This window comes from Neorhizobium sp. SOG26, from assembly GCF_003491345.1.
Classification (GTDB): Bacteria; Pseudomonadota; Alphaproteobacteria; order Rhizobiales; family Rhizobiaceae; genus Neorhizobium; species Neorhizobium turbinariae.
The window spans coordinates 1,856,785-1,870,173 of sequence record NZ_CP025512.1 but is presented as its reverse complement, the minus strand read 5'-3'; the positions used below and the strand labels follow the sequence as shown (position 1 = coordinate 1,870,173).

At 61.2% G+C, this 13,389-nt stretch carries 16 protein-coding genes; 6 read left to right on the top strand and 10 right to left on the bottom strand.

Annotated elements, in window-relative coordinates; translation table 11 throughout:
* Positions 1-68: 68 nt before the first annotated feature.
* The 6 genes from CYG48_RS09270 to lgt all read right to left on the bottom strand — a co-directional run bounded on the left by CYG48_RS09270 (position 69) and on the right by lgt (position 6,031).
* A complete protein-coding gene (locus CYG48_RS09270) occupies positions 69-1,001 on the bottom strand; it encodes a ribose-phosphate pyrophosphokinase (RefSeq protein ID WP_118850123.1) in 933 nt (310 codons plus the stop codon).
* Between the two features lie 132 nt (positions 1,002-1,133).
* Positions 1,134-1,901: a hypothetical protein gene (locus CYG48_RS09265; protein ID WP_118850122.1), complete on the bottom strand. Its 768-nt coding sequence runs from the start codon at positions 1,899-1,901 to the stop codon at positions 1,134-1,136.
* A gap of 78 nt (positions 1,902-1,979) precedes the next feature.
* The gene (locus CYG48_RS09260) at positions 1,980-3,131 is read right to left on the bottom strand and encodes a M24 family metallopeptidase (RefSeq protein WP_118850121.1); all 1,152 of its coding nucleotides are present in this window, start codon (positions 3,129-3,131) and stop codon (positions 1,980-1,982) included.
* A 12-nt stretch (positions 3,132-3,143) separates the two neighbouring features.
* Positions 3,144-3,935 carry a peptidoglycan editing factor PgeF gene (gene pgeF / locus CYG48_RS09255; protein WP_118850120.1) on the bottom strand — a complete coding sequence of 264 codons (792 nt, stop codon included), beginning with the start codon at positions 3,933-3,935 and terminating at the stop codon, positions 3,144-3,146.
* Positions 3,936-4,038: 103 nt separating this feature from the next.
* Positions 4,039-5,166, bottom strand: a complete 1,128-nt coding sequence (locus CYG48_RS09250) for a class I SAM-dependent methyltransferase (RefSeq protein WP_118850119.1) — start codon at positions 5,164-5,166, stop codon at positions 4,039-4,041.
* Positions 5,167-5,176: 10 nt separating this feature from the next.
* Positions 5,177-6,031: a prolipoprotein diacylglyceryl transferase gene (lgt, locus tag CYG48_RS09245; protein WP_199925113.1), complete on the bottom strand. Its 855-nt coding sequence runs from the start codon at positions 6,029-6,031 to the stop codon at positions 5,177-5,179.
* Positions 6,032-6,220: 189 nt separating this feature from the next.
* Here lgt and CYG48_RS09240 point away from each other — a divergent pair, with 189 nt between their 5' ends.
* From CYG48_RS09240 to CYG48_RS09225, 4 genes are all read left to right on the top strand, one after another.
* Entirely contained in the window at positions 6,221-6,493 is a 273-nt protein-coding gene (locus tag CYG48_RS09240) for an accessory factor UbiK family protein (protein ID WP_118850118.1), read from the top strand.
* A 511-nt stretch (positions 6,494-7,004) separates the two neighbouring features.
* Entirely contained in the window at positions 7,005-7,505 is a 501-nt protein-coding gene (locus CYG48_RS09235) for a type III secretion system chaperone family protein (RefSeq protein ID WP_118850117.1), read from the top strand.
* On the top strand, positions 7,505-8,323 hold the full coding sequence (proC, locus tag CYG48_RS09230; RefSeq protein ID WP_118850116.1) for a pyrroline-5-carboxylate reductase: 819 nt from the start codon (positions 7,505-7,507) through the stop codon (positions 8,321-8,323). The genes CYG48_RS09235 and proC overlap by 1 nt, the downstream gene beginning before the upstream one ends.
* Before the next feature lie 8 nt (positions 8,324-8,331).
* On the top strand, positions 8,332-8,673 hold the full coding sequence (locus CYG48_RS09225) for a tRNA-binding protein (protein WP_118850115.1): 342 nt from the start codon (positions 8,332-8,334) through the stop codon (positions 8,671-8,673).
* Positions 8,674-8,680: 7 nt separating this feature from the next.
* Here CYG48_RS09225 and CYG48_RS09220 read toward each other — a convergent pair whose 3' ends face one another.
* From CYG48_RS09220 to CYG48_RS09210, 3 genes are read right to left on the bottom strand one after another with little or no spacing between them, the layout of a single operon-like run.
* The gene (locus CYG48_RS09220) at positions 8,681-10,060 is read right to left on the bottom strand and encodes an ATP-binding protein (RefSeq protein WP_118850114.1); all 1,380 of its coding nucleotides are present in this window, start codon (positions 10,058-10,060) and stop codon (positions 8,681-8,683) included.
* Between the two features lie 31 nt (positions 10,061-10,091).
* Entirely contained in the window at positions 10,092-10,790 is a 699-nt protein-coding gene (locus CYG48_RS09215) for a response regulator (protein ID WP_118850113.1), read from the bottom strand.
* An 18-nt stretch (positions 10,791-10,808) separates the two neighbouring features.
* Positions 10,809-11,330, bottom strand: a complete 522-nt coding sequence (locus CYG48_RS09210; RefSeq protein WP_118850112.1) for a MarR family winged helix-turn-helix transcriptional regulator — start codon at positions 11,328-11,330, stop codon at positions 10,809-10,811.
* Positions 11,331-11,555: 225 nt separating this feature from the next.
* Here CYG48_RS09210 and CYG48_RS09205 point away from each other — a divergent pair, with 225 nt between their 5' ends.
* Positions 11,556-11,765 (top strand): hypothetical protein, encoded by a 210-nt coding sequence (locus CYG48_RS09205; RefSeq protein ID WP_118850111.1) that lies wholly within the window; start codon positions 11,556-11,558, stop codon positions 11,763-11,765.
* Between the two features lie 69 nt (positions 11,766-11,834).
* Positions 11,835-12,482: an MBL fold metallo-hydrolase gene (locus tag CYG48_RS09200; RefSeq protein WP_118850110.1), complete on the top strand. Its 648-nt coding sequence runs from the start codon at positions 11,835-11,837 to the stop codon at positions 12,480-12,482.
* A gap of 70 nt (positions 12,483-12,552) precedes the next feature.
* On the opposite strand, the gene CYG48_RS09195 is transcribed toward CYG48_RS09200, so the two are convergent.
* On the bottom strand, positions 12,553-12,768 hold the full coding sequence (locus tag CYG48_RS09195) for a cold-shock protein (RefSeq protein ID WP_003494703.1): 216 nt from the start codon (positions 12,766-12,768) through the stop codon (positions 12,553-12,555).
* Positions 12,769-13,389 lie beyond the last annotated feature (621 nt).

Sequence of the window (13,389 nt, the reverse complement as noted above, 5' to 3'; positions counted from 1 at the left end):
AACTCATAGAATGCAAAACGCCGGGAGATGAAGCCCGGCGTCGGAATGTTGTGGTCAGAAAGGGAGGATCAGTCGAACAGGCTGGAGACGGACGATTCCATCGCCGTGCGGTTGATCGCTTCGCCCAGGAGGTTCGCGGTGGTGATGACGCGGATGTTGTGGGCCGACTGTACAGCCGTGGTCGGCTGGATGGAGTCGGTGATCACCAGCTCGCGCAGCTTGGAAGCGCCGATACGGGTGACCGCACCACCGGACAGGACGCCGTGTGTGATGTAGGCAGTGACGCTGGTGGCGCCCTTGTTCAGAAGCGCTTCGGCAGCGTTGCAGAGCGTGCCCCCGGAGTCGACGATGTCGTCGATCAGCAGACAGTCCTTGCCGTCCACTTCACCGATGACGTTCATGACCTCGGACTCCCCGGCGCGTTCGCGACGCTTGTCGACGATGGCGAGCTGCGAGTTGATGCGCTTTGCAAGCGCCCGAGCGCGCACCACGCCACCAACGTCTGGAGAAACGACCATGACGTTGTTCAGGTCATAGTGTTCCTTCACGTCGCGGGCGAGGATCGGAACTGCAAACAGGTTGTCCGTCGGAATGTCGAAGAAACCCTGGATCTGGCCTGCATGCAAGTCGAGCGTCAGGACACGGTCCGCGCCGGCCTCGGTGATGAGGTTGGCGACGAGCTTTGCCGAAATCGGGGTGCGCGGGCCGGCCTTGCGGTCCTGGCGGGCGTAGCCGAAATAGGGAATGACTGCCGTGATGCGCTTGGCCGACGACCGGCGGAAAGCGTCGATCATGATCAGCAGTTCCATCAGGTGGTCGTTGGTCGGGAAAGACGTGGACTGGATGATGAAGACATCCTCGCCGCGCACATTTTCCTGGATTTCAACGAAGATTTCCTGGTCTGCAAATCGCCTTACGCTGGCTTTTCCGACTGGTACATTGAGATAGCTGCAGATCGCGTCGGCAAGATGCCGGTTCGAATTGCCTGCGAAAACCTTCATTGCGGTCCGCCTGTATTGAAGCTGGATGCGGGCCTTTTACCGCCGCAGGCCTCGATTGCAAGTCTGTTTCATGGCTGGCCACGGTTTTTTATGAAGAAACGGTCACCAGTGTCTTTCAAGTGTCACTCCATCTCATCCCGCTCGGGATTGCCGCCACTGCACATAATCCTGGATGGTTTTGCCGGCAATGGTCTCCATTGTCGCGGCCGGCACAGCGGCCCAGGGGTCCGATCCGTTGGCAGGAACCTTCTCCTGGCCCTGCATGCGGTGCAAGCGCGAGCCGGTACCGTCAAGGATGTCCCAGACATAGATGATGGTGACATTGCCGCCATCAACGAAGGCGGAGAAATAACCTTTCAGGATGTGCTCGGTGCTGCCATCGCTCGATGGGCGGATGGTGAGCCCGCTGGCGCGCGCCTGGGCGCCGAGCTGACGGGAAAGCGGCGTCACCGCCTGCACCGGCGCGCCGATGATCGGCAGGAAGCGGATAGAGCCGCTGCTTGTCTGGGCGCTCGCCTGGCCACCTGTCTGACCGCCCGCGGCAGGGGAGGCTGCCGCAGTTAATTGAGGAGCTTGCTGTGCCGGATCCGCCTGTCCTTGTCCCTGTCCCTGCGGAGCGGGACCGGACGCTGCGGGCGAACTGTTGCCGCTTTCGAGCGCGCGGGCCTGCGCCTCGAGCGTGTTCTGCGGGTTAGTGCGGTAGCCATCCCGCGGCGTCTGCGCGCCGGTCGATTGCGACGAGCGCGCCATGCGCTCGGTGTCGGCCTGCGTGACGGGCGCCGAGCTTCTTCCTCCGGAGCCGCCAATATCGGCCTGCGGGGTCATCACCTCGGTCGTGTTGCAGGCGGCGAGCGAGAGAGCCAGAAGAGGTGCTGATAACCATCTTCCGATATGCCTCATGCCCGCCTCCTGCGCCAAACTCGTCGCGATGACCTTAAGTTTGGCCTGCTCGGCCTGTCAATTGCAGGTTTTGAACCCTCAGCGCTGGATGAGGTCCAGTCCATGGCGCGACATCGGCTGCGGGTCACCATCCGTGGTCAGGTAGGTGTGGCCGAGCGTCATCGCGATGCCGCTTTCGGAGTCCATGATGATCATGTGCACGAAGAGCGTCATTTCGGGCAGGATCTCCTGGGTATTGCCGAAGTGGAACATCTGGTGCTCCATCCAGGATGGGGAGAAGCGGGCGCCGAGCGAATAGCCGCAGGCGTTCAACCGGTGACGGGACAGGCCGCGCTCGTCGAGGATACGAGCGTGGGTGTCGAAGACGTCGCCAAATGTGTGCCCTGGACGCAGGACTTCCTCGATTGCCTGGATCGTTTCAAGGCACGCCTTGTAGAGTTCGCGGTGCCGCGGCGTCGTCTCGCCGATCACGATCGTGCGCATCATCGCCGCATGGTAGTGCGCCGAGGCGCCTGCCCATTCCAGCGTCAACTGGTCATTTGCGTCAAGCTTGCGCCGGCCAGCCTTGTAGCGGCAGAGCAAGGCATCTTCGCCCGAGCCGATGATGAATTCGTTGGCGGGGTAGTCGCCGCCGCCGAGGAAGACTGCGCCCTGCATGGCAGCCAGGATATCCGCCTCGTCGCCACCGGCCTTGATCAGCGGCAGGGCAGCATCCAGCGCCTCGTCGGCGAGTTCAGCCGCGCGCTTGGCATGGGCAATCTCCGCCGGGCTCTTGATCAGTCGAAGCCGGCTGATGAGGTAGGAGGCGTCAACGATCTGGCCGAAGCTCGACAGCTGGTTGTCCAGGAGTCGCGCCACGCGGCCGGTCATTCCATGCGTATCGTATTCAACGCCGATCTTGGCGCCGAGCAGGTCCATGTCGCTCAGCAGGTTCTTGAGGTCCATCGTCGGGTCGGCGTTGAGGCGATCGACCCAGATGACGATGTTCTCTATGATGGAGGTCTGGCGCGCCTGGCGCAGATCGGCCGAACGGGTCAGCAGCGTCATGGAGCCGTCCACCTTCACCACCAGCGTCTGGAAGAAGCAGTAGCCGAAGGTGTCGTAGCCGGTCAGCCAGTACATGCTTTCCTGCGCAAACAGCAGCAAGGCATCCAGCTTTTCCGCCTTCATCTTCTCCGTCAGGCGTGCGAGACGATCGGCGTATTCGCTCCTCTCGAAATGCAGGGCCATCGGCGTCCTCCCTTATTCTGTTATGGAAATGGCTGAAATCTGCCGACCATAATCCGGCTCTCCGGCATGGGTCGTTCGGCGATAGGAAAAGAACCGTTCAGCATCCGGATAGGTGTCGAGGTCGAGGCTGTGCGCCTGCACGCCGGCGTCCTTCAATCGCTTGATGGTCAGCGATGGCAAGTCGAACATCGCGTGGCCCGGCTTGTTCGATGGCTTGAAGAAGGCCTTGTAGGCCGCATCGAAGCCCAGGAAGCGTTCGACGAATTCCGGCCCCACTTCATAGCTCGCTGGACCGATCGAAGGACCGAGCACTGCAGTGATGTTTTCCCGCGCGGCGCCGAGCGAGACCATGGCTTCTATTGTATTCTCGAGCACGCCTGTCAGCGCCCCTTTCCATCCCGCATGGGCGGCACCGATGACGCCCGCCGTTCCGTCTGCAAACAGGATCGGGCCGCAGTCGGCGGACAGGACGCCGAGGATGACGCCCGGAACCGTCGTCACCATGGCATCGACCTTCGGGCGTTCGCCGCCGTAGCTGCCATCGACCACGACAACATCCGGCGAGTGGACCTGATGAACCGTCGCAAGTTTCTCGACCGGTTGGCCGAACCACTGCGCGACGCGTGCTCGGTTCTCTGCCACCTTTTCGGGCTCGTCGTTCGAGCCGACGCCCACATTCAGCCCGGCATAGATGCCCTTGGACACGCCGCCCTGGCGGGTGAAGAAACCATGTCGGATGCGGCAGCCGGCCGGGTTGTTCAACACGGGGCTCTCGATCGGCGTCGGCAAGGGTCTGTCCTGCATCGGCGTTCGGTATCCTGCTGATTTCATGAGGTTTTATGCAAGCGTGAAACGGGCGTCCGCTGCTTCGATCGGCGGCAAGAGTGGCGCAAGCGTAGGGTGGATGTCAATCCACCGCCCGGAACGGCATCAGGTTGAGCGCTGGGCTTGAAACCGCGATCACCTTGAAAAGCTCGCCCATCTTGCCGGCGCCGGCGCCTGCCAGCCGATCGACGGCTGCCGCAATCAATCGCTGTTCGGCTGGGTCCTTGTCCTTGGCCAAGGCCTTGGCGCGTTCGGCCAGGCCCAGCCCGTAGAGGAAGTCGCCCTGGTGCTTGCCGCCGTTGAGATGGACACCGGTTGCGACCGCGACCTTGGCAAGGTCCTCGAAGTCGACATGGCTCGTCAGATCCGCTTCGCCGGGATTGGCCAGCGGCGGGTCGAAGTCATGGTTGCGCACGGCCTGGAGCGTGTCGCCGAAGCCGGTGACGAGGCTGCCGTAGTCGATGATCAGCGCCGTGCCGTTCGAACGCTTCAGCCGCTCGCATAGCGTCTGCATGACAGCCTGCCGGGCAGGGGCGAGCTCGAAGATCGTGCCTTGCGGAATGGAGGCCTGCGGCGAGGGCAGGAGCTCCGGATCAAGCGTTGCAACGCCCGCTGCAAACGCGAGTTGATCCTCGGCATCAAGGCCGATCAGGCGTTCGCGGAAACCGGTCGGAGTCTTGATGAACTGGCGGATCGGGATCGCATCGAACAACTCGTTGGCGGCAATCAGCACAAAGCCGTCCGGCACCTCGTCAAAGCTGTCATGCCAGGAGATCTTGGTAGAATAAGCCTCGAGCGTGACGCGCTGGACGCCACGCAGCCGCTCGCTGGTTTCCACCAGGTGCACGTTCATGCTGTCGAACAGCTGCGGCGCGATGCGTTTCATGACGCGAAGCATGTCGGCCATCATCGTGCCGCGGCCGGGGCCGATTTCGACCAGCCGCACCCCTTCCGGCATGCGGTGCCTTTGCCAGGCGTGCACCATGAAGACGCCGATCATCTCGCCGAAAAGCTGGCTGATCTCGGGTGCCGTGATGAAGTCGCCGTGCCGCCCGAAGGGCTCGCGCGTCTTGTAGTAGCCGTATTCCGGATCGGCGAGGCAAAGGGCGAAGTAGTCGGTGACGCTGATCGGGCCGCTGGCGCGGATGATCGCCTTTATCTTTTCTGCAAGCGGGGTGGTGCTGGAGGGGGCGTTCGACGACGTTGTCATGGCGCTCCCCTTATCGAGCCGCCGAGGCGGCGGTTGCCGCTCTTGCGCGGACGATTGCCCAGATGCCGACTGCGATCATCGGAAGCGAGAGAACCATGCCCATGGTAAGCCAACCCGTGCCGAGCAGGTAGCCAAGCTGCGCATCCGGCTCGCGGAAGAATTCGACGAAGATGCGGCTCAGGGCGTATCCAATCACGAAGCTGCCGGCGAGCACGCCCGGGCGCTTCAGCACTTTGAACCGGTAGACCAGAAGGGCGAGCACCAGGAGAAGCACGATGCCTTCCAGTCCAGCCTCGTAAAGCTGGCTCGGATGGCGAGCGAACGGGCCACCGGTCGGGAAGACGACCGCCCAGGGCATCGAGCTCAGCCGCCCCCACAGTTCTCCGTTGATGAAGTTTGCAAGGCGGCCGAAGAAGAGGCCGATCGGCACCACCGCCGCCACCATGTCGAACAGGCTCCAGGTCGGGATGCCGTTCTTGCGGGAAAACAGGATCATCGCGATCGTCGCGCCGAGGAAGCCGCCATGGAAGGACATGCCGCCGTTCCAGATCTCGATCGCGCGCAGCGGATTGGCCGCGACGGCCGGGAAGTCATAGAAAAGGATGTAGCCGATGCGCCCGCCAAGCACGATGCCGACGGCGACCCAGACGAGGAAATCGTCCAATTGCGGGCGGGTGATCGGGGAAACGCCGTTCTGCCACAGTTCGCCGTTGCCGATCAGCTTGCGGGCATAGAGCCAGCCGACAAGGATGCCGGCCACATAAGCAAGGCCGTACCAATGAACAGACAGCGGTCCCAGGGAAAACGCCACGGGATCGATGTTCGGGAACGGCAGCAGGGCGACATGATGGAGCGCTTGATACACGTTACTGGCTCTTCATAAACTGTGTTATTGCGGAACATGGCGTTGAGGCCACCGGCGGTCAAGGCGATTCTCCTTGTCGTCTTAACCTGACAGTGGATGGCGCTTGCAAGCGACTTTGGCAGGCCCTACTTGAGATTCATGGACAAAGTTTGCCGCTACGGAAGCGGAAGAGAAACGGGAGTTTGAACCATGGCAACCGGTACCAACCGCATTCTGGACGATTTCGCACGGCTGATGACCGATGCCGCTGGGGCAGCCCAGGGTGTTCGCAAGGAGGTCGAGACGGCTTTCCATGCTCAGGCCGAGCGGTTTTTGAACAACATGGATGTCGTCAAGCGCGAGGAGTTCGAGGCCGTGCGTGAGATGGCCGCCCGCGCCCGCGATGAAAACGAGGCGCTGAAGGCGCGCATCGAAGCGCTTGAGGCCAAGCTATCAGCACAGACCGCAAGCGGCGCGCTCTGAGGATTGGGCGCCAGCCCACCAAATCTATGTTTCGAATCGACCCGTGGTGCATCGTGCCGCGGGTCGATCCGTTTCCGGCTGCATGCATCTGTGGCGCTGAAATGATCTGGAATGTCTCATAACGATCCAGCTTCCGCTTGCGCGTGAAGCCGAGACCTCCCGCTGCGGTCTTCGCGGCTTCCGTTCGGAGTGCGCCGCGCGATTATTTCGGCCCTGTGGAAAGGTGCGAAAAAGCAAGCCCGCAGAGTCAGTTATGACTCCGTTCTGATCTCCTGCCGCAAGCTCTATCCAAAGCTCATTTGGCAAAATGACGGGTGAGGGGCTGGCAGCCGGACTCTGTCTAGGTACACTGATTTTAAAGGATGATTCGAAACGACCTCGTAAGCTCCAGACAGGGTGGCTGCGTTATCTGGGAGGCGTCGGAATCGTCTGAAGTATTTGTTCCCGGTCATTGTTCGCGTGTTTTGGCGTTAGCACGAATTCGCTTTCATTCCGGTTAAGAAGGTGCCGCATGAGCCTAATGGAATTGGAAATCGGACGTCAGTCGAACCCGGTCGATATGATCGAGTTCGTTGCAGCCTCCAACGACTGGACTTTCGAACGGTCGGGAGAAGACGAGATCGCCATGACCGTGGAAGGCCGCTGGACGGACTACCATGTGTCCTTTTCCTGGATGGAAGAGTTCGAAGCACTGCATCTCGCCTGCGCCTTCGACATCAAGGTGCCCGACACCCGCGTCAACGAGGTCATCCGCCTCCTGTCGCATGTCAACGGACAGGTGCTGATGGGCCATTTCGACCTGTGGCGCCAGGAAGACGTGGTGATCTTCCGCCAGTCGCTCCTGCTTGCGGGCGGCGCCGAGCCCAACAACCAGCAGGTCGAGGTGCTGCTTTCAAGCGCGCTTGAAGCCTGCGAAGCCTATTACCAGGCATTCCAGTTCGTCGTATGGTCGGGCATGGAGGCGAAGGCCGCCATGGAAGCCGTACTGTTCGAAACCGTGGGCGAGTGCTGATGGCTCTCTCAAAGCTTGGATCGATCGTTCTCATCGGCGCCGGCAATATGGGCGGCGCGATGTTGTCAGGCTGGCTGAAGAAGGGCGTGCCGGGTGCATCCGTTACCGTCATCGACCCGAAGCCTTCCGACGCGATGCAGCAGGTGATTGCCGACGCTGGTGCTCGCCACTTCGAAGCGCTGCCGGATGATATTCAGGCAGACATCCTGTTCCTGGCGGTCAAGCCGCAACTGATGGACGCCGTGCTGCCGCCGCTGAAGCGGGTGGTTGGGCAAAATACGGTTGTCGTGTCGGTCGCTGCGGGCAAGACGCTCGGTTACCTCCAGACGCATCTGGGCGAGGCGGCCATGGTCCGCGCCATGCCGAATACCCCGGCGATGATCGGTCGCGGCGTGACCGGCGCCTATGCGAACCCCAAGGTCAGTGATGCACAACGGGAAGCCGTCCAGTCGCTCCTGAAGGTCAGCGGCCCGGTCGAATGGGTGGCGCGCGAAGCCGATATCAATGCAGTCACCGCAGTGTCGGGCAGCGGCCCGGCCTATGTGTTCTACCTCGTCGAATGCATGGCGGAAGCGGGACGCAAGGCCGGCCTGCCTGCAGACCTCGCCATGCGCCTTGCGCGCGAGACGGTTGCAGGCGCTGGTGAACTTCTTCACCAGTCGCCGGAGGAAGCATCCAAGCTTCGCCAGAACGTGACCTCGCCCAACGGCACGACCGCTGCCGCACTTGGCGTGCTGATGGCGGACGATGGCATGCAGCCGCTGTTCGACAGGGCGATCGAAGCCGCGCGCAAGCGCGCCGAAGAGCTTGGAAGCTGAGCCGCTCCATGTCTGAAGAGATTACCTATGCCGACTTCGAGAAGGTCGACATCCGTGTCGGGACGATCATCGAGGCCGAACCCTTTCCGGAAGCGCGCAAGCCTGCCTACAAGCTGAAGATCGACTTCGGCGCCGAGATCGGCATCAAGAAGTCATCGGCGCAGATCACCGTGCATTATACGCCGGAGACGCTTGTTGGCCGGCAGGTACTGGCGGTGGTGAATTTTCCGCCCCGACAGATCGGCCCCGTGCGCTCCGAAGTGCTGACGCTCGGCTTCGAGGATGAGCAGGGCGCGATCGTGCTTGCGGCCGTCGAACGGCCGGTGCCGAACGGCAAGAAGCTGATGTAGCCGCCGATCAGGCCGGGATGCGGATCACTGCCCGCAGCCCGCCCTTGGGGCTCGTGGCAAGCGTCACATTGCCCCCATGTGCCGCCGCAATATCGCGTGCGATGGACAAGCCCAACCCCGTTCCGGATGCGTTGAGGTTGCGTGCCTCGTCCAGCCGGTGGAATGGCTTGAATACGTCCTCGCGCGATTCAGGCGGGATGCCCGGGCCGTCATCGTCCAGCGTCAGGGTCAGCCAGCGTGCGCTGTGCTTGGCATCAATGTGCAAGGTCTGGGCATAACGTTCGGCATTCGTGACGAGGTTGGAGACTAGGCGGGTAAAGGCGTTCGGCCTCACGGCGATCTCGTCCTCGCCTTCGATCTCATAGGTCATGACCTTGCCGTGGATTGCGAAATCCGACTGCAGCTTGGCGAGAAGCTCGCTGAGGCGCAGTTGGCCGACATCCTCTTCCGACTCGCCCTTGGCGAAGGCAAGGTAACCTTCCAGCATCGACTGCATGTCGTCGACATCCTGCGCCATGCCGGAAAGCTCCGGCTTGTCGCCGGCGAGGGCAAGTTGCAGCTTGAGGCGCGTGAGCACGGTCCTCAGGTCATGGCTGATGCCGGCAAGCATCGCCGTGCGCTGCTCCATCTGCCGCTCTATGCGTTCGCGCATGAGGATGAAGGCAAGGCCGGCGCGCCGGATTTCGACGGCGCCACGCGGCGAGAAACCTTCCGTCTTCTGGCCCTTGCCGAAGCTTTCGGCGGCACGCGCCAGGGAAAGGATCGGGCGGATCTGGCCGCGCAGGAAAAGAACGGAGATGGCAGCAAGGACGCAAGCCGCGCCCACCATCCAAACAAGGAAGATATGCGTGTTCGACGCATAGGTGGAGCCGCGCCGGACAAAGACGCGCAGCACCCGCTCGTCAAGCTTGATGCGGATCTCGACCAGGCGAATGTCACCAACCGTGTCGATCCAGAACGGCAGCTTGATCTGGCGCCTGATCTGTTCAGCGAGGATGTCATCCAGGATGGAGAAATAGGGGCGGGGTCGCGGCTGCGGCAGCTCGCCCTGTGGCTCCACCATGAGCGACAGGTTCAGCGACTGGTTGGCGATGCGCCGGATGGCGCTGTAGTTGGCATCCTGCGGGTAGTCGCGGATGATGTCGATGATCGCCGCGATATCGCGGACCGTGCCTTCAGACAGGCGCTCGGTAACAATACGCCAGTGCCGCTCCATGAAAACGGCGGCGACGACCGCCTGCAACAACAGCATCGGAAGGATGACGATGAGCAGCGATCGGGTGTAGAGACCGGTCGGCAGATAGTGACGGAGCCAGCGGATGAACGGGCGCCAGCCGGGAAGCGTCAGGCGCTCCATGTCTCGCTTCAGTCCGTCGAACAGTGCCATCCTGGAAGTCGCTCTCTCATGCTGAGCCCGATCAATCTATGCTCAGGCGATAACCGATGCCGCGTACCGTCTGGAGGTAGAGCGGGTTGGCCGGATCCTCCTCGATCTTGCGGCGCAGACGATTGATCTGCACGTCGATGGTGCGCTCTCCGACTTCTGCATCGTCACCAATCAGCTCGTGGCGCGGGATCGTGTCGCCGGCACGCAGCGCAAAGAGCAGCATGATCTCCTGCTCGCGGTCGGTGAGCCGGATCGTCTCGGCTGCCTTGCGCAGCTCCTTGCGCGGAATGGAGAAGGTGAAGGGACCGAACATGACCTGCTCGATCTTCGGCGCATCGGCGGACGCGCTGCGACGCAGGATGTTGTTGATGCGCAGCACCAGTTCTCGCGGGTCGAAGGGTTTCGACAGGTAGTCATCGGCACCGGCTTCCAGGCCTGCTATGCGCGAGTCGGCCTCGGCGCGGGCGGTGAGCAGGATGACCGGCACCGTCTTGTCCTGGTACAGGGACTGGGTGAGCGACAGGCCGGATTCACCAGGCATCATCACGTCGAGGATCAGGAGGTCGAAGTTGAGGCCCGCAAGCTTTCGTCGTGCTTCCGCCGCGTCACCGGCGACCGTCACACGAAAACCCTGTTCCATCAGGTAGCGGTTCAACAGGTCGCGAATGCGGGTGTCGTCGTCGACGATCAGAAGATGGGGGGCGTCATCGGAGGGTGGTGCTTTCGTCATGATCCCGACTCCAACTTATCAATCCATATCAGCGTCGATGGGTCCCAGAGCCTCGTCGCGTCCGCGCATGCGTCTCAGGAATTCCTTGACCGCAGCAACGCCTTCCGGGGTCATCGATTCCATCGCATTGGCTATACGCCGCGATTGCGGTTCCGAAAGGGCAAGTGCCAGTTCGCGGCCTGCAAGCGTGGGATAGAGCCGGCGTTGCCGTCGATCCTTGGCACCAGCCATCTGCCGGATGTAGCCCAGCTCGATCAACTGCTTCAGCACGCGTGCAAGGCTCTGCTTGGTGATCTGCAGTATATCCAGAAGATCTGTCACCATCATACCCGGCTGGCGGCAGACGAAATACACGACGCGGTGATGGGCGCGGCCCATGCCGATCCTCGACAGGATCGCATCCGGATCGGAAACGAAATCCCGGTAGGCGAAAAACAGAAGCTCGATCGTCTCGAAGTCGATGCGTGCCTCGTCAACCACCGGCATTGGCGGCAGGACCTTCTTGACGGGTTTGACCGCCGTTGCGCGCGCCACTCGCATTCCCTTTCGACTGTCCGCCCCGACCAAGAGCCGAGGTTCATTGTGCCGGGCTCTCGCATGCCGAACCCGTCGTCCGCCATAAAACCCGAACGACAAGAACAATCAACATCATTTTGGAATCGCACAAGAACCGGAAGCAGAAGCCGCTACCAAAGAACAAGATGGATTGCGGAACCTTTGGCCCGTCCGGCCATTAAATCAGCCGAACGACACTGGAGAATGACAATGACCACCTCAACGATGAACGGCCCGACCTTCGCTGCCATGCCCCCGATCGGTGCTGAAAAGGCGAACGCGGCTCATCCTTTGAAGGGTGTCCTGATTACCGTGTTCACCGTAAAGATCGCAGTTGCCGCATTCCTGCTCGCGACCGTCTCGCTGGCGCCGCCGGTGAATGCCGAAGCAAGCTACATGACCGCTGCCATCGTCGACTGATTATTTCGGCTGTAACGCCCGCTGTTTAGCGTTATACCCTCGGACAGTCCTTCAGTTAACCGAGGTATCATGGGCAAGCTCCAAGCCGGAATCATTCCCGTAACGCCATTCCAACAGAACTGCACGATCCTGTTCGATGACGAGACCGAGGAAGGTGTTGTCATTGATCCAGGCGGAGATGTGCCTACGATCGTGGAAACGGTGCGGCAGAACGGGATTACCCTGAAGGAGATATGGCTGACCCATGGTCATATCGATCACGCGGGAGGAGCAGACGAACTGCGGGAGGTGCTAGGTCTCAGCGTTGTCGGCCCGCACGAAGCAGACCTGCCTTTGCTGGAGCGGCTCGAAATGCAGGCCGAGAAGTTCGGCGTCAGCATGAGCGTTCGGAACCTCGTGCCGGATCGGTGGCTGAACGAGGGAGACAAGGTCTCCTTTGGCGAGCACGAGTTCGAAGTCTTCCATTGCCCCGGCCATGCACCCGGGCATGTCATATTCTTTAACCGCGCGCAGAACTTCGCCCACCTTGGCGACGTGCTGTTCAATGGCTCGATTGGCCGAACGGATCTTCCGGGCGGCGATCACCAGACATTGTTGGCGTCGATCCGCGACAAGGTCCTGCCACTCGGCGACGACGTCGGCTTCATCTGTGGCCACGGGCCAGGGAGCCGGATCGGCGATGAGCGCCGTGAGAACCCGTTCCTTCGCGGGCTTTGAACTTACCACCTGAGCGAAAAAACCCGGCATCGCTGCCGGGCTTCAACTCGAATAGAAAGCCTTGGTGGGCTTAACCAGCGATCTGCAGGTTTACGGCCTTGGGGCCTTTGCCACGACGATCCGGTTCCGTGTCGAAGCTCACTTTCTGGTTTTCAGACAGACCGGACAGACCGGAAGCCTGTACGGCAGAGATGTGAACGAAGATATCGGCGCCACCGTTATCAGGCTTGATGAAGCCAAAGCCCTTGTCGGTATTGAAGAATTTTACAGTGCCAGTTTCGGCCATGCAGCAGGTCCTTTTCTCTCTGTCCGTGTTCAGCGGCGGACAGCATCACAGTGTGCCCCTAGGGGCGGCGGCAGGCAGCTTTAAGAAAGGGTCCCTGTCTTTACCGCGGTCACCCGTAGGACTGCTTGGAAATCTCCGCCCCCCGGTTTCCCGCCCGAAGTCTTGGCGCCTTCGGAGCGCGTCATTATAGGTCTTCCCATGCTCGTAAATTGCCCGAACTTGCACAGAGTGCTGTGTTTATTAAAAATTGGCAAGAAAAAGTTTTCTGATGCCAATTAGGCTCGGAAAATCTAATGCTTTCAAGGGCAGGAGAAGCGCAATCTGCCCTTCTGGTTGCGCCTTGCCGGCGCAGCAGGCGTGTCTGGTAACGCTCTGTTAAGACCATGATGATCCGGACGCCGATCCGCGAAAGCGTCCGGCCAGGATGCTTCCTGCCCCACTCCCAGGATACACGGGGGGCCTGAAGGCAACCGTCTCCAGCGCTCGCTGCTCATCACATCAGGCCGATTGATGGCAGCCATTCAAGCTTTGTGCTTGAATCCCATGGCCAGTTTAGACATAGAGCTTACCGGCAGTGTCGCGCCCGCGATGTAGCCTTGTTCAACAGCTCTTCAGGACGAA